A 24,995-nucleotide genomic window follows, 5' to 3' on the forward strand; every position below is an offset into this window, starting at 1 on the left:
GAATAAAGTCTATTTCTTGAAGTTGCTACATTCAACCAAGAACCTAAGGTTAAGCACTCGTGTCTCTAGTTTATTGCCACCTAGACTGGAACTATCAAAAATTTTTAGTATATTATAGTGTTATTACTAAGATGTAGATAGGTAAATATGCAATACTTATATAGAATTCATCGAAAAGCAAAACCAGCGCTACTTTTACTGGTAGTGGTGGCTATTATATTAGGCAGCAGTTTTATAGAGAAGAGTTTGATCAAGGATATGAATACTTCGGTTTCCTCTATTTATAAAGACCGCTTGATTCCGGCTTCCGAGCTTTTTCACCTCAACGATTTAATGTATAATAAACGGCTCATCCTGGAAAAATATTTAGAGCAGCCTTCCCCCGAAAACACCTTACCTACTGAACAACAACTGGCTATTTATACTTCCCAGATTCATTCTTTAATTCAAAAGTTTGAAACCACCTATTTAGTAGATGAGGAAAACAAAACCTTTCAGGAGTTTAAAGAAAACATGAACCGGTATAATACCTTAGAGAAAAAGCTTTTAACTCATACTGATTTAGCTACTTCTGCTCCAGCCTCAGAAAAGGAAATTGCCGGAGTATTTACGCAAATCCATCAGAAGTTGGTAGCACTCAGCGATATCCAGGTAAAAGTGGGGGAAGAACTAGTTAACAGTTCCGAAGCGGCAAACGGTAGTGCCCGTATTTTAAGTAATCTGCAAATCGCTATCGTTCTTATTATTACTTTGGTTATCCAACAAGCCTTGCTAATGGATTCTAACCCACTCATTCCAAAAAATTTAAAAAACTTTAGACTGAATTAAAACAACCTTGATTTAAATTTTTGAAAATTTAGCAGTTTAACTTAAATAATTACCAACTTATTTATTACTCTAAATAAAACAAAGAGAGTTATTTTGTGCCTTAAAATATAATAACACAAAATAACTCTCTCCGTTAAAAAATAGAAATCTAGTTTTAAGACCTAAGAAATCGATTTAAAAGTTATTGGCAATCATAGCTAAGAGTAGTTGTTTCAGGCGTACTATTTGTTTCGGTGGCGGTTTGTTTAGTCGGATAGCCTTCGGTGTTGTATTCGTAAACAATTGTGGTAGTATTGGTTGTGGTACCTGACTTTTCTTTCTCCACCTTAGTAGTAATATTATTTGCCGAAAGAGTAGAAACATCCTCTATCACAAAATTTATAAAACTTAACGCTTTCAGCGGGTTCTTTTTATCATCGTACTGGTACTCGGTAGTAGACCAAAGTTCCATGTGTTTCATAAATTCGGATTGAGGCGGCAAATTATTCGAATCTAATCCTGCCAACCAATTTTCATCTAGGGTATAATGCGTTGTTTTGGTAATATTACCGGCAGCAACCGTGTAATCGGTATAATCAACCGGGGCAACGGCATCGATACCCATATAATTTAAATTAGCCAGGGTAGTTGATCTGGTTAAAACTTTATTGGTGTATTCAGACGTAATGGAAACCTCATTTTCGAAGGTAGTACCATTTGCATCCTTGTAGAAGTAATTCGTCTTACTTACCAGTCCATCGGTATTGTACTCATACGTTATATATAAATCCGAGCTGTTATCTGAATTCAATACCTGGGTTTTAGTAACTTGCTGATTAGCGTTGTATTCTAAATTATAATTTTCGTTATCGGCCGCATTGATACTAATGGTCTTTATTTGCGTTAATAAATTACTGGTATAAACAAAACTGATCGTCTCGTCCTCTAGCTTCATTTCAGTTACGAGGCAATCCTTGTTGTTGCCACCTCCCGGCGAAGGATCGTCGTTATTATCTTTACAAGCACTCACGAAAAAAAGCAAGGCCAGAAAGGAGAGGGTAAGCTTGTTTAAATTCTTTCGCATCGTTTTATTTTTACTGATTATTCCAATTATTCAGGTACGTCTGGTATTAAACTTATCAGTTGACTACCTCTTTTATTTTAGCAACCGGGTTAAAATTTCATTCTTAACGGCAATTTCGGGCAAGTATTTCTTCCTTAACCGGAAATGTTTTCCCGGGAACCATAAATTTCAGCCTATCGCTCATTTCTGAAAGATTAATGGCAGCTATTTTTAAATCTTAGATTTAATTGATTAAATGGTAGGAGTGCCGTAGGTAGCTGTTTCTACTTTTGCTTTTTTGCCGGGTCGGAGCGTTAGCTTAAAAATATAATCGTACTTCGAATCGGCAATGGCAGGTACCGGTTTAGGTGCTCCAAAAGTTTCAATTATATCCAGCAAAGTATTACTATGCCCGGCTACTACAACAGTTTTACCGGCGTATTTTTGCGTTATCATTTGTTGCAAAGCTTTATAACCGTGGGCTTGGTACGTAACTATTTCGTGACCTGCCGCCGTCGGTTCCAGGGTAAGTCGGGTGCGTTTGTAAGGCGAGGCTAAAAATGCATCTACCGGAATGTTCTGCAAATAACGTTGTAAAGCCTGGGCCCGCGCGTAACCGGCGGGGGTTAAATCGGGGTCTTTATCTTCGGGATTGGCCGTGTTTTTTTCGGCATGCCGTACCAGGTATATCACCGTAGTTTTAGATTTGCTTGCTTGAACCGGGTTAATTGTTTCAGCTTGAGAAAAAAGGTAAAAGCTAAGCAGACTTATTAAAACGGCAAAGGTGAAGGCAATTGTTTTCATAGGGATAAAGATTACGGATTGAATTTACCTTTATTAGGAATCATTTTTTTAATTACCCGCCTGAATAGAAAAGCTTGCGTCCTTAACCAAATAACTATAAAATCAGTAAGAGAAACTAAATCAGGAAGCAATAATAAATCATGTATTTCAAATTTTAACCATTTAAACCTATGGCTAAAAAATCGTTTCAAGAACTAATTAGCGCCCCGGGCATGCCGGTTTTAGTAGATTTTTACGCCGACTGGTGCGGCCCCTGTAAAACCATGGCTCCCGTAATTGAACAAGTGGCCAAAACTCACGCCGGCAAATTAAAAGTAATTAAAATTAATGTAGATAATAACCAGGCCGTATCACAGCAATACAGAATCCAAGGTATTCCCACCCTGATTTTATTTCACCAGGGCCGAATTCTCTGGCGTCAATCGGGAGTAGTGCCGGCGCACCAGCTTAACCAGATTATTGGGCAGCAAGTGGCCAACGTAGTGTAAGGTATTCAAAAATTTAAAAATAAGCGCTATTTCTATTCTATAACTTACTTATGCCAGAAATAAAAATTTTTATTTTACAGTAGCTCTAACCGGTTACACGATTAGCTCAAAGCATTATTTACTGAACACTGACTATTTCCATTAACAAAAATGCAGGAACTTTAGTGATAAATATTATTTTACGTTTTTTAGCATCTGTCCTTTACTTTGGTCAGAATGGATTAGTAATGCCTCATTATAGTTCATAAGGTAGTGAAGCGCTCTTACCCGCTGCTTATATTTTCATCCAACCAGAGTTATCAAATATTTTTACTTATGCTCTTTGTTTGCCCAACTTATTCTTAAATTTCCTTTATCTTATTCCCGCCAATAACTTCAAGCGTATGTTCCAGAGATATTCTTTCGCAAAGATTTTAATAATTCCATTGCTATTGATTTTTTCAACGCTTCCCAGCAAAGCACAGGAAAAAGGAAGTAAAATCTCTTTGTGGCCGAAAGGAGCCCCTGGTTTTGAAAGTCGCCGCAATGAGCCGGAACAAGCCAAAGATTGGTGGGTGAAAAATATACATAATCCATCTATCACCGTTTTTTTGCCGCCGAAAGAAAAAGCTACCGGAGCGGCGGTAATTATTTGTCCGGGTGGCGGTCATCGGGAGCTGGTTTACAATGCGGAAGGAGTAGAACCGGCGGCATTTTTAAATAATTTGGGAGTAGCGGCTATTGTGCTTAAATACCGCTTAGGCCGGGAAGAAAATTCACCTTATAACGTCGAAAAACATCCCCGCCAAGATGCCGAGCGCGCCATGCGTTTGGTTCGCAGCCATGCCACTGAGTGGGACATAGATTCAAAACGCATTGGACTAATGGGATTTTCGGCGGGTGGTGAAGTGGCCAATATGGTGGCCTACGGACCAGGAACCGGCGACCCAAAAGCTTCCGACCCGATTGATCGCTTGAATAGTAAACCCAATTTTCTGGTATTAATCTATCCTGGTCCGGGTTATATACCGGCAACAATCCCGACCGATGCACCACCGGCTTTTTTATTAGCGGCGAACAATGATCCGTGCTGCGGTGGTTCTACAGTTGAACTGTTGCAGAAATATCGCGCCGCTAAAGTCCCCGTGGAAGCGCACATTTTAGCGCAAGGTAGTCATGGTTTTAACATGGGCCAGCGGTCGAAGTTAAACTCGGTTGCTACCTGGCCGCAACGCCTTGCCGATTGGCTTTCGGATAATAATTTTTTACTCCCCGCGGGCAGTACTCAAGTCAAGAAGCCGGAATAATCATTTTTGATAGAAAGTATTGGCAAAATAAAATTAGCCAGCTTGACCTAAAAAGTAGAGCACCAAAATTAAAGCCAGCAGCAGAAAAGTCCATTTAATTATTGCTTTAAAAACGGGTTTAGGCCCCTCGGAAATAATCTTTATTCCTAATGGCACGAGGGCTACGACAAGTCCCGTAGTGGCAATAACCGAAGTAAAGGAACTGCCTTTTAAAACCCCAATCATTAATATGGTCATTAAACTCAAAGCTAATGCTGGCACTAAGCGCAACACTCCCGAAATATAAGCTCCAATAGCCAGTACAATCCACCCCAAAAGAATAAAAGGCGAGAGTCCGGAAACAATATGGTAAGCGCCATAAGAACTGGCTATTGTTTTCGTGGCTTCTTCCAGATTATAAATTTGCACTAATTGAAAAGCTAAATGATCCACTCCCGCGTGAAAAGCCCGGGCAAAAAGCCCCAGTACTACCATAATACCTCCGCCAATCGCCCAGTTAGGTTTTCTAAGACCAATTAACTGAACGAGCGTTAAAACAGCTAAGCTTAACAAGATATTACCCGCCAGAAAAAAACTATACGAAGAAAAAATTAAGGTAGGATGTTCTTTATACGCCGCTAATTGCTGCGGAAAAAAGAAATGATACGGAATCCGAAGCAGCACTCCCGTAAGCAAAAATAAAGGGCTAATAATTAAGGTTATTCCTCCTACCCAACGACCAGGAAACCAAAACCTGCTTTCATTATATTTCCTATTTTCGTTTATTCCTGAAAGATTTTCCATAAAATTTAGTTGTTTTCGTTTATTGCATTCAACCAAATTCCAATAAAGATACCACTTGTTTAAATGTTGCTTTAACTGCTGTAATTGCCGTTCCAGTTAAAAAGAAGTTAAAAGGAGTATTCCATATCGAACAATAAGTGCCTGATTTCGAACACTTGATTTTGATAGTACCAGCTAAGAACTTGCTAATTTTATGGCTTTAAATCCATAAATAAATGGTACTGCTTTAAGTTGTAATATTTACTTTGGTTTAACTATCTCAACTATTAGGATACTAACCTTTCGAAACAACGAGATGTTAAAATGGCAGCATCCAGTCTGAATAGCTTGAGCAAAACACTTCATTCATCTTCCGGACTTTGCTTACAGGTGGATTCACTGTATTTAAGCTCACCGCTACTACCTGTTTCTACCGGATAAATTAATTAAATTTAATGGAAACTTTTCTACAATATTTTACTATTAATTTAGCGCTATTCGAAAGGCTTGCATTTTTATAAATAAGATTTAAATGAGTTATTGGCGGCAATACAGGCAATTCACGGAAAAAAATTTACTAGGCAAGAATAAACCAGAGATAGAAGATTTGGCTTATTGGCGCGATAAAGTTTTTACGAATGCCATTGTATTTTTTTTACCGGTAAGTTTAGTGGCTTTAATCCCGGGCGTATGGGTGTCGTTAAAAGAAGGCTTATTATTTTTAGCTTTCGTTGATATTGTAACCGTTCTTTCTTTTGTTCTGATTGCTTTTCATACCCGTTTAAGTTTAGCTTTCCGGAAAGTTTTAGCTATGGCCATGCTCTATCTGTTGGCCGTGATATTGCTTCTTTTTTTGGGTTCTTTCGGGCCAGGCTTATTATATCTGTTAACCATCACTATTTTTACAGCTCTAATTTTTCCGGTAGCCGTTGCGTACAAAAGTATTGGCCTTAACATAGTTATCTGCGTGGTTATTGCGCTCATTATTCATCTTAAGCTGCTAAACTCGTCTTTAACGCAGTTATATAATGCAGAAGCCTGGATAGCGGTTTCTTCTAATCTTATTTGTTTGAATGTGGTTTGTGTAGCGCTGTTGGATATGCTGGTGAAGGGTTTACAAAAGACGATAACCCAGGAAGCGCACTTACAGATGCAATTAAAGGAAGAAAGCACAAAACTGGAGCACCTAATTGAAACCTTAAAGCTCAAGAATCAAGAATTAGAACAATTTGCCTTTATCACTTCTCACGACCTCCAGGAGCCTTTGCGTACCATTACCACCGTGGTTGATAATCTGGAACAACAAAATAAAGGGGAACTGAACGAAATGACCTCTGTTTACCTCGGCTTTATAGCGCAATCAGCGGTAAGAATGCGCACTTTAATAACGGGTTTACTGGAATACTCCCGGCTGGGAAAAGATAAATTGCTGGAGAAAGTGGATTGTAATAAGGTTCTGCACGAATGTTTAACCGATTTAAGGGCGTACATCCAGGAAAACCAGGCCACTATTACGAGTAGCTCCCTACCTGAACTACAGGCCTACGGATTAGAATTAAAATTATTGTTTCAGAATCTCATTAGTAATGCCATCAAATTTCGTCAGAAAAATATTTCCCCGCAGATTAGAATAACTGCCGTACAAGAGGCTAATTACTGGGTATTTTCGGTAGCCGATAACGGCATTGGGATTGAGGAACGATTCCGGGAAAAGATATTTGTTATTTTTCACCGGTTACATTCCCGAACTGCTTACGAAGGTACGGGTATCGGACTGGCCCATTGCCGGAAAATTGCGGAATTACACCGGGGTAAAATTTGGGTGGAAGCCAACCCGGAAGGAGGCAGTATATTTCGTTTTAAGATACTTATTATTTAGATTCGATAACTATGAGTAGAAGATTAAACGTTTTGTTAATTGATGATGATCCGACAACTAATTTTTTACATAAACGGACGCTGAATAGAACCCAATTAACCCGAACGATCCAGGTGGCCGAAACGGTACAAGAAGCTTTAGACCTTTTACAAAGCCCGGACTGGGCAGAACAGGAAAAACCAGAACTTATTTTTCTGGATTTGAATCTGCCCGGCCTGACTGGCTGGGACTTTATCGATGAGTATAAAAAAATAGAGTCCGATAATCATAATCCCCCCATCATTATTATCCTGTCCGCATCGGTAAATTACGACGACGAAAAAAAAGCAAAAGAAATTGCCGAAGTGGCTGAATTCCGGCGCAAACCTTTAACCGTAGAAATGCTTCATGAAATTATTGACCACTACTTTTCTGCCTAGTCATAGCTAGTAACTATAACAAAACCAGGCGCTCCTTAACAAGCTTTAAAAAGTATTTTACTTGTGTTGAAATAAGGGTCTTACTACTCGTAAACAAATCAGAATAACAACGAGAAAACCGTTTGCTTGCCCGACTGGCTGCTTACCCGCAAAGTGCCGCGGTGCAAACGCATAATTTGCCGCGATAAACTTAAACCAATGCCGGAACCTTCTTTTTTGGTAGTGTAAAACGGAATAAAAATTTTGTCAATAATATCATCCGGAATACCCGGTCCGTTGTCCTTTACATCAATTCGCACCCGGTTATTTTCCATGGGGTCGCAATAAGCAAATACTTCTACCTGCGGATTTTCGCAACCCACGCAGGCCTCCATGGCATTTTTAATCAGGTTTATTAATACTTGGCTAATCAACTCAACGTCGGCGGAAATTTCCATATCATCTTTGGGTACGTACAAAGCAAATTTTACTTTATGATACCCCATTTCGGTGCGCATTAAAGCATCGATTTGCTCAAATAAAGTTTTTAGTTTCACTGACTTCAAGACGGGTTTCGGTACCCGGGCCAATTTGCGGTAATCGTGCACAAAGTGCAGTAAACCTTCGCTCCGTTTTTCAATGGTTAGTAAACCGGTTTGCACATCCGCCATTACGTCTTCGTCTATAGCCACCTGACCGCCAGCCGTTTGAGTAATTAAATCCTGCGCCACCAAATCGTGGATGCTCGACGCCAGCGAAACTACCGGCGTAATGGAATTCATAATTTCGTGCGATAATACCCGAATCAATTTCTGCCAGGCCTCTAGTTCCTGTTCTTCCATTTCCGAGCGAATGTTTTGCAGCGAAATAATTTTTAACTGCTCTCCTTGTAATTGCAATTGCGTGGCCCGCAAAGCCAGCGATAAAGAATCCTCTTCCCGGTTAATGGTCACCATTTTACTGTCGCCAGTTTCCAGACTATATAGAGTAGTCAACAACTCCAGGCTGGTGCGCTCTAAAGCCTGGATGTTTTTTAAATAAGGTAACCGGAGTATTTCTTTAGCTGCTTTATTAAACAATTTGACTTCTCCTTCGGCATCAAAAACTAAAATGCCGATGCTCATGTGTTCCACAATGGTTTGGAGGTACAAATGATTGGCTTCTTTCTCGGCTTTAATCCGCTGAAAAGCTATTATTACTTCGTTAAACTCGTGGTACAACGATTGAAAAGTGGTGTTTTTACCTTCCGGGGCAAAGCGTTGCGTAAAATCGGAGTACCGAATAGCCGAAAAAAATCGGGTAAGTTCCCGGTTGGTTTGCTCTACGTACTCGAGCAGAAAATAAACTTGGGCAATAATAACCAGCAACAAGCAAAAGGCCGATACATACCAATGCTGATAAATCAAGACGAAAGCCAAAAGGCTAATGGTTAATACCAGTTTGAGTATTTTGAGCAGCAGGCGGACGCGAAAATTATTATAGACCATGCTTCTCAATTCGGCGGTAAAGGGCGGTGCGGGTAATGCCTAGTTCGCGGGCGGCGTGGGTAATGTTACCGGCATATTTGGCCAGCATTTTCTGCACCATTAATTTTTCGAGCGCATCCAGCGTTAAATCCGCCTCTAGGTTTGTTTCGTTTTTGTGAGGAGACGGAGCAAAGCCAAAATCAGAAACCCGCAAAGCTTTTTCATCGCTCATAATTACGGCGCGTTCAATGGCGTGGTCGAGTTCGCGAATGTTGCCGGGCCAATGGTATTCGGCTAATTTTTTTAACGTTTCAGTTTCCAGTTCCAGATTCGGTTTCTGATACTTACGCCGGTAATTATTCAGAAAATGTTCGGCTAATAATTTTATATCTTCTTTCCGTTCCCGCAAGGGTGGCAGATGAATTTCTACGGTATTAATCCGGTACAGCAAATCTTGCCGAAAACGCCCTTGACTTACCATTTCGTGCAGCGGCATGTTAGTAGCGCTCACTAACCGAATATTAATCGGAATAGGTTTATTCGTTCCTAAACGAATAATCTGGCGACTTTGTAAAGCAGTGAGTAATTTTGCCTGCAGCGGCAAAGTAAGATTCCCAATTTCGTCGAGGAAAAGGGTTCCGCCCGAAGCAGTTTCAAAACGGCCGGCGCGGTCTTCTTTGGCATCGGTGTAAGCTCCCTTGGCATGCCCGAATAATTCACTTTCGAACAAAGTTTCGCTTACCGCTCCTAAATCCACGTTTATAAAAGCTTCGGCGCTTCGCGGTGATTGCCGGTGCAAAGCGCGCGCGGCTAATTCTTTACCCGTACCATTTTCTCCTAAAATTAAAACGTTCGCATCGGTGGGTCCAACTTTCTCAATGGTTTGGTAAACCTTCTGCATGGCGGGGGAAACCCCAATAAACTCGCCGTAGTTTTTCTCAATGGTTTGCGTAATGTGCTGCTGCCGCGCCATTAAGTGGCGCACCTGCGTTTTAGACTTACTAAGTTGCGTGGCGGAAAGCAAAGTAGCCAGCAGTTTTTCGTTTTGCCAGGGCTTTAGCACGAAATCCGTGGCTCCTTCTTTTAAGGCTTTAACGGCAATTTCTACGTCGCCGTAAGCGGTAATTAAAATAACTACGGCATTGGGGTCGCGTTCCAGAATTTCTTTCAGCCAATCAAAACCTTCCCGACTGGAAGTAGCGCCGATGGAATAATTCATGTCGAGCATTATTACGTCAAAATGCTCATTTTGCATCAGGTACGGTATCCGGTTGGGATTAGACTCCGTGCGGACGTAGGTAAAATGCTGTTTTAAAAAAATCCGGCCCGCTGTCAGGATATCTTCCTGGTCATCCACAATTAAAATTTTCGCGTCGGTTTTAGCCATATGCAGGCGCGTCTGGAAAGAATTAAAATTTGATTATTTGTAAGATACGGTTTTTACCTTATTGCTCTTACCCCTGGGATGCACAACTAAAATGCCATTATAGGTACAAAGCCATCACTCTGCTCGTTATCAAGGCCTTACCTATTGCCTCCTGTCCAAATTTAATAAAATATTCAAGCAAGTGTTCGATTTCAGGCATAATATGTTCGTTATCGTACACTAATCCTTTACAAGCTATTCCGCTATTATTTTAAACCACTGACTTACAACTAATTAACAAACATGGCATTCTTATTGGATTTCCCGATGCCTAAATAATAACAAGTAAATCGTTAAAATTAAGGATAGAAAATACTTTAAATAACGGAATCATTTAAGTTTTTATAAATTGTTGCTAATGAATAAATTGCCTATAGCTGAAGCAAGAAGTTACATTACGGTTCATGATTCAAACCATTAATCTGCAAAAGAAATACACTACCGATGAAGTCGAAACAACGGCTTTGAACCGGGTTAACCTGGAGATTAACGATGGTGAATTTGTCGCTATTATGGGGCCATCGGGTTGCGGAAAATCTACCCTCCTGAATATTTTAGGTTTACTTGATAATCCTACGGCCGGTGAATTTTATTTTCAAGGGCAGAATGTGGCGCAATACAACGAAAGGCAGCGGGCCGATTTACGAAAAACCAGCATTGGATTTGTATTTCAGAGCTTTAATTTAATTGAAGAACTAACGGTGTACGAAAATATTGAATTGCCCCTGATTTACCAGAAGTTATCGTCAACGGAAATTAACTACCGGGTAACAACCGCTTTGGAAAGATTACAGATAGCGCACCGGGGCCAGCATTTTCCGCAGCAACTATCGGGTGGTCAGCAGCAGCGGGTGGCTATTGCCCGATCAATTGTTTGTTCGCCGCAGATAATTTTGGCCGATGAACCCACGGGTAATTTAGATTCTGCTACGGGTCAGGAAGTAATGAACCTGCTCGCCGAATTAAATGAGTCGGGCACCACTATTATTATGGTAACGCATTCTCCCACCGATGCCGAGTACAGCCGCCGGATAATCCGGCTGTTTGATGGAGAAGTAATAACCGAAAATACGAAGAAACCTGCCTATGCTAAAGAACTACTTTAAAATAGCCTGGCGTAATTTATTACGCAACAAAGCATATTCGGCCATTAACATTGCGGGTTTAGCTACCGGTATTTCAGCGTGTATTCTTATATTTTTCTATGTAAAGCACGAGCTTACCTACGAACAGCAATTTGATAAATACGACCGCATTTACCGGGTTGTGACGGACATAAATTTGGAAGGTCAGCAAGATAAATTTGCGCGTTCACCGGCGCCTTTGGCCGCGGCTATGCAAAAAGATTACCCCGCAATAGAAAAAGTTGCCCGCTTATTACCGCTGAACAAACAAACGGTTTGGCTCGAGGATAAGGCTTACAACGAAGAAGGCCTTTTTTTTGCCGACAGTACGTTCTTTGACATATTTTCTTACGAATTCTTGGTGGGCAACCCGCGTACGGCGCTGCAAATAGCCCGAACGGTAGTTATTTCCGACCGATTAGCTGAAAAATACTTTGATTCGGTAGACAATGCCATGGGCCAGGTATTACAATTCAGCAACAATGCCTACGTGGTAACCGGAGTTTTTAAAGACGATCATCATTCGCACATTGAAGCAAACATGTTTCTGTCGGAGCGAACTTTAAAATACTCTTACGCTGATTCGGCAAATTATACCTGGTTCCCGATGGCTTGGTTCACTTATATTTTACTTCCTGAATCGGCCCAGGAGAGTTCCATTCAGCAAGAATTAGATCACTTATATAATCAGAAAGTAGCTCCCTGGTTAGAAAAATACGAGGTAAGTGCCCGGTTAAGATTTTCGCTGCAACCCATTTCGGCCATTCATTTAACTTCCGACCGCACCTATGATATTTCACCGGCCGGCAATAAATCGTACGTGTATATTTTTAGTTTTGTCGCCGTATTTATTCTCCTCATTGCCTGTATCAATTACATGAATTTGGCGACGGCCCGCTCCTCGAAGCGGGCACGCGAAGTAGGTTTACGCAAAGTAGTAGGCGCTCATCGAGCGCAGTTGGTCTGGCAGTTTGTGGGCGAATCAGTCCTGATTACTTTAATGGCCATTCTTTTGGCGGTAGCATCCGTAGAAATAATGCTGCCTTTCTTTAACGCGCTTACCGGTAAAGATTTTACGCACGCATCGTTTACCGAACCTTCCTTTATCGGCACCCTGGCTCTAATTGTGTTGTTTGTAGGTTTAATAGCTGGCAGTTATCCCGCGTTCTTTTTATCGAAATTTAAACCCGCCGAAGTACTGAAGAACGATAAAAATCCGCGTAGCAATGCTTTTTTCCGGAAAGGATTAGTGGTAGTGCAGTTTACTATTTCGCTTATCTTAATCAGCGGTACGCTCATTGTATACCGGCAAATGCAATTTTTAAAAAATTCAGAACTCGGTTTTCAAAAAGAACAATTACTGGTAATTGAAGTCCCGCTCGGCGATTCTAGCTTAACCAACAGCCTGCCCAAAATAAAAGCGAAAATGTTACAGCAACCCAACGTGGAGAAAGTGTCCACGAGTGTTCAGATTCCGGGTGAACGTACGGTACGAGTATTAGTGCAGACCCAAGTTAAAGAGCAGGTGGTAGAAAAAACCATGGCCGCTATGTTCGTCGACCACGATTTCATTGATTTAATGGGTATTAAACTTTTAAAAGGAAGAAATTTTTCGAAAAATGATCCCACTGATTTAAAAGGAGCTTATTTAATAAACGAAGCAGCGGCACGAGACCTAGGCTGGAAAGATCCGCTCGGCAAGAAATTAGCCATGGGCGACTATGATTCCAGTACGGTAGTAGGAGTGATTAAAGACTTCCATTATACTTCGTTACATCATAAAATAGAACCTTTAGTAATAGCCTTATCCCCTACTCCGCCGGCTTATTTATTAGTTCGATTAAAACCAAATCATTTGCCGTTAACCCTTCGTAAGGTTGAAGCTATCTGGAAAACTTTTGATCCTAAGCACCCAATGGAGTACTTCTTTCTGGACGCTAATTTTGCCAAGCAATACCGTTCCGAAGAAAAAATGCTCACTGTTTTCGGGTACTTTGCCGGACTTACTATATTGATTGCGTGTTTGGGATTATTTGGGCTAACTTCTTTCACGGCCGAGCAACGCACCAAAGAAATTGGCATTCGTAAAGTTTTAGGCAGTTCCGTTACCGATATTGTTATTCTGCTATCGAAAGATTTTGCCTTACTCGTTTTAATCTCCATTATACTGGCTTGCCCGGTGGCCTGGTACAGCATGCATTATTGGCTCAAAGATTTCGCTTATCAATTACCGATTCAGTGGTGGGTATTTGTGGTAGCGGGTGTAGCAGCCTTATTTATTGCCATGTTAACGGTTAGTTTTCAGGCCGCAAAAGCTGCCTGGTTAAATCCGGTAAAAGCTTTGCGATCGGAATAAATTATTTGATTTGATTCCCTGGTTTTCACCTAAAACCAGGGTTATACATAAAGATTGTTTGTTTTTGTTAAGAACCCCACTGATTTGCACAAGCCTTCTGGGCTTGTGTAATCACCGGGAAAAATGTAGACACCCTCTCCAAGAGGGCTTTTTTTTGCCTAAAAATTAAATTTTGCTACTTTTTTTCATCCCAAAGAAAATTTATTTATTAGCTAACACCTTGCTTTTTTGTTACTAATTAAGCTTTTGTAACTATTTTTAAACCAAAAAAACTGATCTATACTTAATTTGAGGGATTTTTCAATATTTTCCTGCGTTCAAAATTCATGTTACTTTTTAAGCGTTATTTTCCTTTTTTTCGGGGCCTTGTCCTGTTAAGTTTATAACGTCAAAATAAATAATACCGGAAACAACCACAAGGTAATGCGGGAAGTGATAGAAAAATCTTTAGTTGGACTATACAACAAACACAAGGGAAATCATACCGAGATGGCAGATATAACCCAGTTTGTTAAGTCCTTAGGTTTGTCTACTCCCAACCCGCCTTCTGAGTTGGAATCAACGAATAGTAACAACTGGGCTACCCAATCAAACTTTCGGAAGAGCACCAAGTTATCCGTTAACCGTCCACAAGCAAGCGTTGCGGGCGAAGTAATGAGTTTAGCTGTAAAAGTATTAGCATTTTTGAAAATTTCAAAAAATGAGTTTTCTGATTTAGAACCTATTCCTGCTTTACAAACCAAGGATTGGCAGCAGTTAGGGAACTTAATAAAATATTTACTAGATAAAAAGTTTGTGATAATTAGAGGGATAGACACAAAAGTTTATGCCCAAATTACACCGTTTGGTTTGCAGTATTTGCATGCCTGCGAAGCGACCGCCTGTTAGGCAGCATTTTAAGCTCAAGAAGCATTAAAATAGCTTCTTTTAAAATATGCCTGAGTAGTTAATGTGTTAGGATGTGCATGGGTTTATTAGGAAAAAAATGATCAAAAATGAACATGCCCTTTCCGAAAATTCGCTTTTTACTACTAGCGTTTATGCTTTTGTCTAATGTTAATGGATTGAAAAACAGTTTTAATCCGGATGTTGAAAGCCAGCCCATTTTACGAGAGCAGGATATAATAACACCAGGTTTAGTTGCTGATAGTTCCCAGAAACAAACTCCGGAACAGGAAGTTAAAATTAAAACTTTGGCGAAAGCACTGGCTCAGGTGAATCAAACAACGACAGAATAACTGTTTAAAAAGAGATGGTAACTGCTTAACCGCAGAAATAAATAGAATAAAAATTTACTCTTCTGTTTATGGAAGTAAGTTTTAGAAAGATTTTAGTAAGTATACTTTATTAGTTGGTTGGTGTTTATCGTAAGGTCGTGTTTTGCACGACCTTACTTTTTCAGAAAATTATGAGTAAGTAAAAATAAATGACCCGGAGGTAAATGTAAGAACCTCAAAAACACAAGTAGGAACAGATGTAAAAAAGAAAGCACTGCTAAAAACAGTGCTTTTTTGTTATATATAGTTATTTTTTCAATCCTTACTGTTTTAAACCCAAATAAATTTTCTAAATTCAGAATTATCAAGTAACGGGACAAAATTACTTAGATCTAATTGATATCGAGATTGTGGTAATTAGGACTTGCTAATGAATAGACTAATTCCTAAAAAGTCTACCATCTACTATCTGGATACTTGTATCTTATTAATTACCACTTACTTTTTGAGGCTTGTAAAGCAACTTGGAAGTAAAGTAAAATTTATTTATTATTTAATTGATTAATAAAATCATCGAGTATTTCCCGGCTATAACCTATCCGGCGGGCATAATCCAGACATAAATTATATTCTCTTTCTTCAATTCTACCATCCTGTACTACCATCATTACCAGGGTCTGCAACTCCATGGTTTTTTGTAAGCCATCTTCCGGTATAATAAAACTTAATAGAGGCAGGTTATCGGCAATAGGTCGGGTATCTTCTTCCGATAAATTTAAACGCTGGCCGATAGTTACCAGAAAATCGCTTTCTTGCTTATCTAAGTGCCGGTCGGCCACTGCTACTAACACTAGATTTTGAAAAAAGGCAAGCTTTTTTTGCTTGGTATTTAATAATTCGTCGAACGAAGTGCTGGTTGTCATATTTAGTAAAAATAGAGTGGTTTGAAATTTATTTTACCTTGTTTGGCGCGATAAAGTTTTACATAATTCAACTGCTTACTAGTTCTTAAAATAAAAGGCTGGCAGATTAAAGGTAATCCACCCGCCTTCTGAAAACAACTATTGATAACTTAATTCTAAATTTAATCTTTGAACCTCTTGAACCAGCCCCCGGATTTTTCTTCTTCTTTATCTTTTTTCCGAAACCAGCCCCTCGAATTTTCGTCTTTATCTTTCCGCCGCTTGCGGTTACGGCGGTTATCTTCCTTCCGGTTAAAAATTCCGAAGAGTTTTTTCTTTTCCTTTTTCTCTTTAATTAAAATATACCGGATAGATAAAGCCCCATTTACGGTACCCCATTCTTCGTGGTTAACATGAAAAGCTGGTTTTAAATCCAGCGACAACACAATAGGAACAATAGGCAACTTTAACTCGGCTCCGCCCAATAAATCGCCCCCGTAAAATCCGCCGTGATCTTTTAAATGCCCGATGTGGGCGCCAGCTCCCAAATAAACATTAAAACCTTGGCCCAGCACCGGAAAATGCTGCTCTACTAAACCAGTCGCGCTTACTTCCCGTCCGCTCACCAACCCAATGGCTTCAAGGGTAGTTTGTTTATAAATTTTCTGTTGACCAGTTATGCCAAAATCGTTACGCCCGATCCGGACGCCTAAGGTAGTCTTGTATTTTTGAGCGTTCGCCGAAAAATTTAAAATGAAAAGTAAAAAAAGCAGTGCAAGGCAAAACTTATTCATAAATCTAATTTTTATAACCACTTTAAACAGACAAAATCCCGGCCAAGTCTAAAGCGCTAATTCTCACAAAATCGTATCTTTATACTTTGCCGTTGCGTTGTATTTGTATCCGGTTTTCTACCTTGTTCTTTCAAATAAAACTTACTGTTGTATCTGAAACAAAATAAATTCTGGCTTTACCTGTACGTTCAACCTTTGAGAAAGTAAACTCTTTATTGTATAACTTATTATTTTATTGGATGAAGAAATTTTGTGTCGTAATTGCTTTTACTCTTTTTACTGTAACTTCCCTCTTCGCTGCTGCTCCCACCTATCGCTTCACGTTGGATTTACAAAACATACAGAACGACAAAGTTCAGGTAACTTTGCAAACACCACCTATTACCACGCTCGAAACGGTCTATAATATTCCCAAAATGGTACCTGGCACGTATTCAGTCGATAATTTTGGACGCTACCTTTCTGATTTTAAAGCTTACGCCAAAAATGGCCAATTACTGGAAACTGAAAAACTGGATGATAATCGCTGGAGAATAAAAAATGCTTCTTCTTTAGCCAAAATCACTTATTGGATCGACGATACTTTCCAGGACACAGCAGCCACCCACCCTATTTTTGAACCTTCGGGCACCAACATTGAGGCAAACCAAAACTTTCTGCTCAATACCCACGGTTTTATGGGTTATTTTGATAACCTGAAACGCTTACCTTATGAGTTTACCGTATTGAAACCGCAAAATTTTTACGGTTCCACCGCTTTAAAAGCAGTTAAAACCACTCCCACCTCTGACATCTATGTTGTACCCACTTACATGGAATTGGTAGATTCGCCGGTAATGTACAGCGTACCCGATACTACTGTTTTACATATTGGCGGAGCAGATGTTCTGGTATCTATTTATTCGCCGGGCAAAAAAGTAAAAGCTAATTACGTTGGTGCTATTATTCGTTCGACGCTGGAAGCCCAAAAAAACTACTTAGGAGGCAAATTACCCGTACCCCGCTACGCTTTTTTAATTTATCTCTCGGATAAGCCCAACAAAACCGGGGCTTACGGGGCTTTAGAACATTCCTATTCTTCGGTTTACTACATGCCCGAGGCCGATCCGGAACGAATTGCCCAGCAGATTGTGAGCATTGCGGCTCACGAATTTTTTCATATTGTAACGCCTCTCAGCATTCACGCCGAGCAAATCCACGATTTTGATTATAACAACCCCAAAATGTCGGAGCATTTGTGGCTTTACGAAGGAGTTACGGAATACGCGGCCACCCACGTACAGGTAAATCAGAAAATACTTACCCCAGAGGCTTATTTAGGTAAATTACGCAACTACATTATTGGAGCCAGTCGGTACAACGATACGCTACCTTTTACGGCGATGAGCAAAGGAGCCTTAGATAAACACGCTAACCAATACGGCAATGTGTACCAGAAAGGAGCTTTAATTGGTTTAGGCTTGGATATAAAGTTGCGCGAATTATCGAATGGAAACTATGGTATTCGGCGGCTGATGCAGGATTTGGCCTTAACTTACGGTAAAAATAAAGCTTTTAAAGACGAAGAACTTTTTGACAAAATCACGGCCTTAACTTTTCCAGAGATTCGCGATTTTTTCCGGAAACACGTAGAAGGTAATCAACCATTGCCGTACACCGATATTTTTAAAACGGTAGGAGTTATTTACCAACCCGTTAGTACCGAAGAAAAAGTTTCCCTGGGCCGTTTAGAATTGGGGTATGATGCTAAAGCGCAAAAGTTAACCTTAGAAAACCTTACGGAGACCAACGCTTTTAATAAAAAGAATGGCTTACGAGTCGGGGATCAATTATGGGCTTTAAACAACAAAACACTTACTCCGGAGTCGCTTTCAACTGTTTTTAAGAATGAAGTCTATACGCGTACTCCCGGCGATGAAATTACGGTAGTAGTGGGCCGGGAGAACAAACGAGGAAAAATCAAACTAAAAAAATTAAAAGGACATCTTATTAAGATCACCGAAGAGAAGCAGTACGTTTTACAAATAGATTCAGCGGCTAGCCCTCAACAAAAAATAATACGCGATTCCTGGTTGTATAACAATTAAAGTAGCGTAGACTTTAAAATTATAGATCAAGTTATTCTTTCGCATCCTATTTCATATTTTTAAATTTTGCCCTGATTTCGTCCTGTTCTTTAAACATCTTGCTTTCGAAAGCGTTATGTTTAAAGCAATATTCTTTTAAAAGGTGTTGCCACCACCACGAGCCTCCTTAGACTTGCCCCTCATGCGCTTCATTCTACACTGTACGGTAATATTTAGTTTATTTCTTGGTTGCAGCTTATCGGTTGTTGCTCAAAATCAGTATACCATAAGCGGCACCATTCGGGCCGACGATACCAGTGAAAATTTAATTGGCGCGGCAGCTTTTATTACCGGCACTACCATTGGGGCTACTACCAATAACTATGGCTTTTACACGTTTCGGGTAGCTCCGGGCACGTATACCCTGCAATTCTCTTATGTAGGTTACGAAACCATTACCCGCCAGATTACTGTTTCGCGGAATGTTCGATTAAACCTGACATTGCCCTTAGCCGGCAACCAGTTGAAAGAAGTAGTAATTGAGGGCGGTAGTTTACAAGAAAAATTTGCGGGCGCCCAAATGAGCATCGAACAATTAACTACCCGCGAAGCTAAATTACTGCCTGCTTTATTTGGAGAAGTAGATATTCTAAAAACATTGCAATTAAAACCGGGCGTACAATCCGGGGGCGAAGGCACTTCCGGGTTATACGTGCGGGGCGGTGGCCCGGATCAGAACTTGTTTTTGCTCGACGATGCTACCGTTTACAATGCTTCTCATTTATTCGGCTTTTTTAGCGTGTTTAATTCGGATGCGATTCGGAGCGTAGATTTATACAAAGGTGGCTTTCCGGCCCAATTTGGCGGGCGTTTATCGTCGGTAGTGGATGTAAAACTGCGGGAAGGCGATAATCAGAAATTTTCCGCTACCGGGGGCATTGGTCTTATTGCCTCCCGGCTGACCTTAGAAGGCCCGATAAAAAAAGGAAAATCTTCGTTTATTATTTCGGGAAGGCGCACTTATGTGGATGTTTTTACCCGCTTAGCTAATCGCGCCAACGAAGACAAGGAAGATTATAATCCTATTCCGGATTATTACTTTTACGATTTAAACGCGAAAGCCACCTTTAATCTTACCCCGAAAGATAACGTATACCTCAGCGGTTATTTAGGTAACGATATATTTGGTTTCCGGAACAGCGGTTTTAAGTTTGATTTTGGCTGGGGCAACAAAGTAGCTTCTCTCCGCTGGAATCACGCTTTTAGTTCACGTTTATTCGCCAACACTACGCTCAGTACGTCCAGTTACAAATATACTATCACCAATAAATTGGATATTTTCAGTTTTAATTTACGCTCCGACATTCAGGATTATACCGTAAAAACTGATTTAGATTACTTACCGGGTAATGCACATAAAATAAAAATGGGCGTGCATTATACTTACCATAAATTTCTGGTGGGCCGTTTTCAAGCGGGAGCCGAGGATAATAGTTTTAGTTTTGGGGCTGGTTCGCGGTACCGGGGCAGTGAATACGGCGTGTATTTAGCCGATGATTGGCAGCCTACCCCCGCCTGGTCTTTTCAATATGGTTTGCGGCTATCTGGTTTCTTTAACCAGGGTGCTGGTTTTAACGCTTTAGAACCCCGGGCTGCCGTCCGGTACAGCCTTTCCGAAAACACCGCGCTTAAAGCCAGTTTCACCAGCATGCGGCAATACATTCATTTAGTTAGTAATTCCGGCGCTTCCCTGCCCACCGATATTTGGTACCCTTCTAATAAAACCGTTAAACCCCAACGTTCTACGCAGGTAGCCTTAGGTTGGAGTCATTTGTTTAAAGGCGGTCAGTATTTATTTACCCACGAGATTTATTACAAGTGGATGAAAAACCAGGTAGATTTTCGGGATGGGGCGCAACTGTTTGTGAACGATAACCTGGACGAAGAATTTCTTTTTGGGCGCGGCGATAGTTACGGTAGCGAATTTTACCTGGAGAAAAAGTCGGGTCGTACTACGGGCTGGTTGGGTTATACCTTATCCTGGTCGAACCGGAAATTTGCCGGGATAAATAATGGCCGGCGTTTTCCTACCCGCGCCGATCGCCGCCACGATATTACCGCGGTACTAATGCACCAGTTAGCTAAACGCTGGCAAGTTACGGGTACTTGGGTTTATGGCACCGGTAATGCTTATTCTATTCCCGTTGGTCGGTTTGGCTTACAAGGCCCACCCGGCGAGGATGTGTCGGTGGTGCCGGTATACTTAGACCGTAACCAATTCCGGCTGGCTTCTTACCACCGTATGGATTTGGGAGCAGTGTATAAGCTTCGTCCCCGCCGCGGGGAATCTGACTTAACGTTTAGCGTTTACAATGCCTATAACCGACGCAATCCGTATTTCGTGTATTTTGATGAGGTAAAAAATGCGGAGACCGATCAAACTCAGGAATACAAAGCCAAACAAGTTTCTTTGTTTCCGGTAATACCTTCCGTGACGTATAATTTTAAATTTTAGTATTTATGCTGACATCCGGCAGAAGTTATTTATTGTTTTTAGGGAACTTGCTATTTTTTACGGGTTGTAACCTGGAAAAAGATATAGACATAAATTTACCTCCTTACCAAAGCCAAATGGTAGTAGAATGTTACCTGGAACCAGGCAAACCCGTACGGCTTTCCTTAATTGAAAGTAGTTCCTATTTGGCTAAACCGGATATTACCATTATTCAAGATGCGGCGGTAACTATTTCGCGTAACGGAGTTCCTGAAACCTTAACGTATGGCGTAGGTATGGATGAAGTTACCCAAAAATTTTATACTTATACTACGAATGGGGTATTACAAGCCAATCCCGGGGATGTATTTACCTTAACAATTACCGACCCCAGAGGACGTCAACTGGTTGGCACCACTACTATTCTGCCGCTCGTAAAAATTGATACAGTAGAATTTAATTTTAATGACAAAGGGCAAGCTTTGGTATTAACCAAATTTAAGGACGATGGCAACACCGAAGATTATTACCAGTATTCAATTCATAGAGACAGTTTGCTTCACGAAGCAGAAATAGAATACACCTCCCCGGATGAGTTAAATAACGGCAAACCCTTTGTTTTTGGTACCGGTTATGATTTTGATCCGGGCGATTCGGTAATTGTAACTTTACATCATTTAGACAAAGCTTTCTTCGATTTCAAAGAATCCGTGGATGAAGCTAAAAACGCTAATGGCAATCCGTTTGCACAACCCGGCCGGGTAAAATCTACGGTACAAGGCGGGCTAGGGGTTTTTACAAATTTGGTTTATGATCGAAAGAAACTGGTAGTGCCGCCCAAAAAATAAGTTATTCATCCTGCCTTTTTCTCTTTCTTCTACTAAGCAAGAATAAAATATTTTATCTTAAGTGCAGTTTTTCATTTAAACAATCACCTTGTCTTATCAGAATAGCCCGCTAGATTAAATCGGTTTTAACTACTCGACAAAGTAAAAAACAAGTAAACAAATAAGCGGCAAAGGAGTACACGTATGCAAATTATTAAACGTAGCTCCGGAAATGCCAGCCTCTAAAGTTCCTTTATATAGTGCATTAGCTGCTAATTTAGCCATTGCCATTACTAAATTTATTGCCGCCAGCATTACAGGCAGTTCGGCAATGGTTTCGGAGGGCATCCACTCTGTAGTAGATACCACCAACGAAGTATTACTACTTTTCGGGATTGCTAAAAGCAAAAAGCCACCGAGTGCCAAGCGACCTTTTGGGTACGGTAAAGAACTTTATTTTTGGGCCTTCATTGTTTCAATTTTAATATTCGGCATTGGCGGCGGCATTTCTTTTTACGAAGGCGTGCAACACCTGCTGCACCCGGTGCAAATAGAAGATCCTAAATGGAACTACATTGTATTAGGAGCGGCCTTTGTGTTTGATGGTATTTCATTTATAACCGCCGTAAAAGAGTTTAACCGCCAACGTGGCTCGATCCGGTTCTGGAAAGCCGTACGGCATAGTAAAGACCCTTCTACTTTCGTGGTTTTGTTTGAAGATGCTGCCGATTTATTGGGTTTAACTGTGGCTTTCCTGGGCGTATTTTTAGGTCATTATTATAATAATCCCTACTTCGACGGTATTGCCTCCATGATTATTGGTTTGATTCTGACAGCTATATCGGGAATATTAGCGAAAGAAAGCCGAAGTTTGTTAATGGGCGAAAGCGCCGATGCCGAAGTTTTAGACGAAGTAACCCATTTAACGGAATCGCATCCAACTGTGCAAAAAGTTTTACGGCCACTTTCCATGTACCTGGCCCCCGAGGAAATTATTTTAATTTTAATTGTAGCTTTCCGGGAAGAAGTAAATAGCGCTGAAGTAACGAATGCAATTGTTACCATCCGGCAAACTATTCAGGAACGATTCCCGTCTATTAAACAAATATTTATTGAACCGGAAATGTTAAGCATTTAATGCATTTAACGGATTCAAACCCAACAAAAAAAGCTTCTTTCACTTAAATTAGTGAAAGAAGCTTTCCGGTAGGTACCTAAATTAATTTTATTCTCTTTTATTTAATTCGTCGCGGATTTTAGCGGCTCGTTCGTAATCTTCTTTATCCAGCGCTTCAATCAACATTTTGTTTAGCTCTTCTACGGATACTTCCTTAATATTTTCTTTGCTTTCGTAAACCGGTTCGGCTTTACTGGTAGTTGGCAGGTCGCTTTCTTCCTCCTCCTCATCTTCTTCTAAATCGCTCAGAATAATGCCGGCTTCGGATAAAACACTTTCGACGGTATAAATATTAACCCCAAAACGTAAACCAATGGCAATAGCATCGGAAGGGCGGGAATCCAATTCAAATTCACGAAGGCCGTCGGAACAAATGATTTTCGAATAAAAAACGCCTTCTTTCAAGTCGGATATTAAAACTTCTTTAACATTTATCCGGACCTGCTGCGCAAATGATTTAAATAAATCGTGCGTAAGCGGCCGGTTAGGATTAATTTTTTCTATCTGGATCGCGATGGATTGGGCCTCGAACATGCCAATAATGATGGGTAAACGACGATTTCCATCTTTCTCCCCTAAAACCAGCGCAAATGATCCGGATTGTGACTGGCTGGATGATAATCCTAATATTTCTAACTGAATTTTTTTCACAGTTTTTCGTCTAGTGTGGTGTGTTCTGCTAATTATTTTGCCAGAGCTTTCGCCTCTTCGATAAGTTTGGGTACAACCTCAAATACATCTCCTACTATTCCGTAATCCGCCGCTTTAAAAAAAGGCGCCTCCGGATCTTTGTTAATAACGACAATTACTTTAGAAGAGTTTACACCCGCTAAATGCTGAATAGCACCTGAAATACCAACGGCAATATACAAATTAGGGCTAATAGTTATTCCCGTTTGGCCTACGTGTTCGTGGTGCGGACGCCAACCCACGTCGGCTACTGGCTTAGAACAGGCAGTAGCCGCTCCTAAGGCTTTTGCCAAATCTTCAATCAAATGCCAGTTTTCCGGACCGCGTAACCCACGTCCACCCGATACTACAATATCGGCTTCGGTTAATAATACGTCGCCGGTGGCCCGGATGGTTTCCTGGGGAGCACCCGTTAAATCCGAATCCGTTAAAGCAGTGCTAAAAGATTCAATTGCGGCTTCGCCGGAAACGGGTTCTTTCACTTCCAGACTATTTTTTTTGACCGCTATTATTTTAATGGCAGCCGTTAAGGTTTCTTCGGCAAAAGCTTTCCCGGAAAAAACACTTTTCTTTACTTTTAAGCTATTCCCCGAAACTTCCGGCAACGCTACTACATTAGCCGCGTAGCTGGCCTGCAACCGTGCCGCTAACCGGGCGCCAATGCCTGCCCCAATATTGGTATTAGATAACACAATTACCGTAGCATTTTCTTTTTCGGTAGCGGCGGCGACTACTTTAGTATAAGCCTGACTCACGTAATCTTTCAGGCGGGGCTCCTCGTCTACTAATACTCTACTGATTCCGTACCCGCCTAAGCTTTTTAATTCTTCGGTAGCAACCTCCCCTACGGCGACCGCTACTGCATGTGTACCTAAGCTGGCCGCCACTTGCTGGCCGTAAAAAGCCGCTTCGAACGAAGATTTTTTAACTTTACCATCCGCACATTCAATAAATACTAAAACCGACATA

22 protein-coding genes are annotated in these 24,995 nt (G+C 40.7%); 13 read left to right on the forward strand and 9 right to left on the reverse strand.

Annotation, left to right across the window (positions count from 1 at the left end):
- Window positions 1–147: 147 nt before the first annotated feature.
- Window positions 148–828 carry an MCP four helix bundle domain-containing protein gene (locus AHMF7605_RS08675; protein ID WP_106928376.1) on the forward strand — a complete coding sequence of 227 codons (681 nt, stop codon included), beginning with the start codon at window positions 148–150 and terminating at the stop codon, window positions 826–828.
- Window positions 829–1,009: 181 nt separating this feature from the next.
- On the opposite strand, the gene AHMF7605_RS08680 is transcribed toward AHMF7605_RS08675, so the two are convergent.
- Together AHMF7605_RS08680 and AHMF7605_RS08690 are read right to left on the reverse strand one after the other, a co-directional pair.
- On the reverse strand, window positions 1,010–1,891 hold the full coding sequence (locus AHMF7605_RS08680; RefSeq protein WP_106928378.1) for a hypothetical protein: 882 nt from the start codon (window positions 1,889–1,891) through the stop codon (window positions 1,010–1,012).
- A 231-nt stretch (window positions 1,892–2,122) separates the two neighbouring features.
- Complete coding sequence (locus tag AHMF7605_RS08690) at window positions 2,123–2,674, reverse strand: phosphoglycerate mutase family protein (RefSeq protein WP_106928383.1); 552 nt, start codon at window positions 2,672–2,674, stop codon at window positions 2,123–2,125.
- 170 nt (window positions 2,675–2,844) lie between these two features.
- Between AHMF7605_RS08690 and trxA the strand changes: the two genes are divergently transcribed.
- Window positions 2,845–3,162, forward strand: a complete 318-nt coding sequence (trxA, locus tag AHMF7605_RS08695) for a thioredoxin (RefSeq protein ID WP_106928385.1) — start codon at window positions 2,845–2,847, stop codon at window positions 3,160–3,162.
- 431 nt (window positions 3,163–3,593) lie between these two features.
- Entirely contained in the window at window positions 3,594–4,448 is an 855-nt protein-coding gene (locus AHMF7605_RS08700; protein WP_199200213.1) for an alpha/beta hydrolase, read from the forward strand.
- 33 nt (window positions 4,449–4,481) lie between these two features.
- On the opposite strand, the gene AHMF7605_RS08705 is transcribed toward AHMF7605_RS08700, so the two are convergent.
- Entirely contained in the window at window positions 4,482–5,231 is a 750-nt protein-coding gene (locus AHMF7605_RS08705; RefSeq protein WP_199200214.1) for a hypothetical protein, read from the reverse strand.
- Between the two features lie 511 nt (window positions 5,232–5,742).
- Between AHMF7605_RS08705 and AHMF7605_RS30135 the strand changes: the two genes are divergently transcribed.
- Both AHMF7605_RS30135 and AHMF7605_RS08715 read left to right on the forward strand, forming a co-directional pair.
- Window positions 5,743–7,089 (forward strand): sensor histidine kinase, encoded by a 1,347-nt coding sequence (locus tag AHMF7605_RS30135; RefSeq protein ID WP_199200215.1) that lies wholly within the window; start codon window positions 5,743–5,745, stop codon window positions 7,087–7,089.
- 11 nt (window positions 7,090–7,100) lie between these two features.
- Window positions 7,101–7,508: a response regulator gene (locus tag AHMF7605_RS08715; RefSeq protein ID WP_106928389.1), complete on the forward strand. Its 408-nt coding sequence runs from the start codon at window positions 7,101–7,103 to the stop codon at window positions 7,506–7,508.
- 98 nt (window positions 7,509–7,606) lie between these two features.
- Here AHMF7605_RS08715 and AHMF7605_RS08720 read toward each other — a convergent pair whose 3' ends face one another.
- Together AHMF7605_RS08720 and AHMF7605_RS08725 are read right to left on the reverse strand one after the other, a co-directional pair.
- Window positions 7,607–8,974: a sensor histidine kinase gene (locus AHMF7605_RS08720; protein WP_233218986.1), complete on the reverse strand. Its 1,368-nt coding sequence runs from the start codon at window positions 8,972–8,974 to the stop codon at window positions 7,607–7,609.
- Window positions 8,964–10,340: a sigma-54-dependent transcriptional regulator gene (locus AHMF7605_RS08725; RefSeq protein ID WP_106928391.1), complete on the reverse strand. Its 1,377-nt coding sequence runs from the start codon at window positions 10,338–10,340 to the stop codon at window positions 8,964–8,966. Before AHMF7605_RS08725 ends, AHMF7605_RS08720 begins: the two co-directional genes overlap by 11 nt.
- Before the next feature lie 443 nt (window positions 10,341–10,783).
- Here AHMF7605_RS08725 and AHMF7605_RS08730 point away from each other — a divergent pair, with 443 nt between their 5' ends.
- The 4 genes from AHMF7605_RS08730 (at window position 10,784) to AHMF7605_RS08745 (ending at window position 15,097) form a co-directional block, all read left to right on the forward strand.
- Window positions 10,784–11,485 carry an ABC transporter ATP-binding protein gene (locus AHMF7605_RS08730; protein ID WP_106928393.1) on the forward strand — a complete coding sequence of 234 codons (702 nt, stop codon included), beginning with the start codon at window positions 10,784–10,786 and terminating at the stop codon, window positions 11,483–11,485.
- Window positions 11,466–13,859, forward strand: coding sequence for an ABC transporter permease (locus AHMF7605_RS08735; protein WP_106928395.1), 2,394 nt, complete (start codon window positions 11,466–11,468; stop codon window positions 13,857–13,859). Before AHMF7605_RS08730 ends, AHMF7605_RS08735 begins: the two co-directional genes overlap by 20 nt.
- A 423-nt stretch (window positions 13,860–14,282) precedes the next feature.
- The gene (locus AHMF7605_RS08740) at window positions 14,283–14,747 is read left to right on the forward strand and encodes a hypothetical protein (RefSeq protein WP_106928397.1); all 465 of its coding nucleotides are present in this window, start codon (window positions 14,283–14,285) and stop codon (window positions 14,745–14,747) included.
- A 152-nt stretch (window positions 14,748–14,899) separates the two neighbouring features.
- Entirely contained in the window at window positions 14,900–15,097 is a 198-nt protein-coding gene (locus AHMF7605_RS08745; RefSeq protein ID WP_146153549.1) for a hypothetical protein, read from the forward strand.
- A 521-nt stretch (window positions 15,098–15,618) separates the two neighbouring features.
- On the opposite strand, the gene AHMF7605_RS08750 is transcribed toward AHMF7605_RS08745, so the two are convergent.
- Together AHMF7605_RS08750 and AHMF7605_RS08755 are read right to left on the reverse strand one after the other, a co-directional pair.
- Window positions 15,619–15,999 (reverse strand): hypothetical protein, encoded by a 381-nt coding sequence (locus tag AHMF7605_RS08750; protein WP_106928401.1) that lies wholly within the window; start codon window positions 15,997–15,999, stop codon window positions 15,619–15,621.
- A gap of 161 nt (window positions 16,000–16,160) precedes the next feature.
- Window positions 16,161–16,772 carry a hypothetical protein gene (locus tag AHMF7605_RS08755; RefSeq protein ID WP_106928403.1) on the reverse strand — a complete coding sequence of 204 codons (612 nt, stop codon included), beginning with the start codon at window positions 16,770–16,772 and terminating at the stop codon, window positions 16,161–16,163.
- A gap of 239 nt (window positions 16,773–17,011) precedes the next feature.
- On the opposite strand from AHMF7605_RS08755, the gene AHMF7605_RS08760 reads away from it, so the two are divergent.
- From AHMF7605_RS08760 to AHMF7605_RS08775, 4 genes are all read left to right on the forward strand, one after another.
- On the forward strand, window positions 17,012–18,859 hold the full coding sequence (locus tag AHMF7605_RS08760) for a M61 family metallopeptidase (protein ID WP_158267479.1): 1,848 nt from the start codon (window positions 17,012–17,014) through the stop codon (window positions 18,857–18,859).
- A 181-nt stretch (window positions 18,860–19,040) separates the two neighbouring features.
- Window positions 19,041–21,353, forward strand: a complete 2,313-nt coding sequence (locus AHMF7605_RS08765; protein WP_106928405.1) for a TonB-dependent receptor — start codon at window positions 19,041–19,043, stop codon at window positions 21,351–21,353.
- A gap of 5 nt (window positions 21,354–21,358) precedes the next feature.
- Window positions 21,359–22,180, forward strand: a complete 822-nt coding sequence (locus AHMF7605_RS08770; RefSeq protein ID WP_106928407.1) for a DUF4249 domain-containing protein — start codon at window positions 21,359–21,361, stop codon at window positions 22,178–22,180.
- A gap of 211 nt (window positions 22,181–22,391) precedes the next feature.
- A complete protein-coding gene (locus tag AHMF7605_RS08775) occupies window positions 22,392–23,297 on the forward strand; it encodes a cation diffusion facilitator family transporter (RefSeq protein ID WP_106928409.1) in 906 nt (301 codons plus the stop codon).
- 87 nt (window positions 23,298–23,384) lie between these two features.
- Here the strand turns inward: AHMF7605_RS08775 and AHMF7605_RS08780 are convergent, their stop codons facing one another.
- Together AHMF7605_RS08780 and AHMF7605_RS08785 are read right to left on the reverse strand one after the other, a co-directional pair.
- Window positions 23,385–23,987, reverse strand: a complete 603-nt coding sequence (locus AHMF7605_RS08780) for a bifunctional nuclease family protein (RefSeq protein WP_106928411.1) — start codon at window positions 23,985–23,987, stop codon at window positions 23,385–23,387.
- A gap of 32 nt (window positions 23,988–24,019) precedes the next feature.
- Entirely contained in the window at window positions 24,020–24,994 is a 975-nt protein-coding gene (locus AHMF7605_RS08785; RefSeq protein WP_106928413.1) for an electron transfer flavoprotein subunit alpha/FixB family protein, read from the reverse strand.
- Between the last annotated feature and the right edge of the window lies 1 nt (window position 24,995).

Origin of the sequence: Adhaeribacter arboris (assembly GCF_003023845.1) — a bacterium.
In the GTDB taxonomy this organism is placed as follows: Bacteria; Bacteroidota; Bacteroidia; order Cytophagales; family Hymenobacteraceae; genus Adhaeribacter; species Adhaeribacter arboris.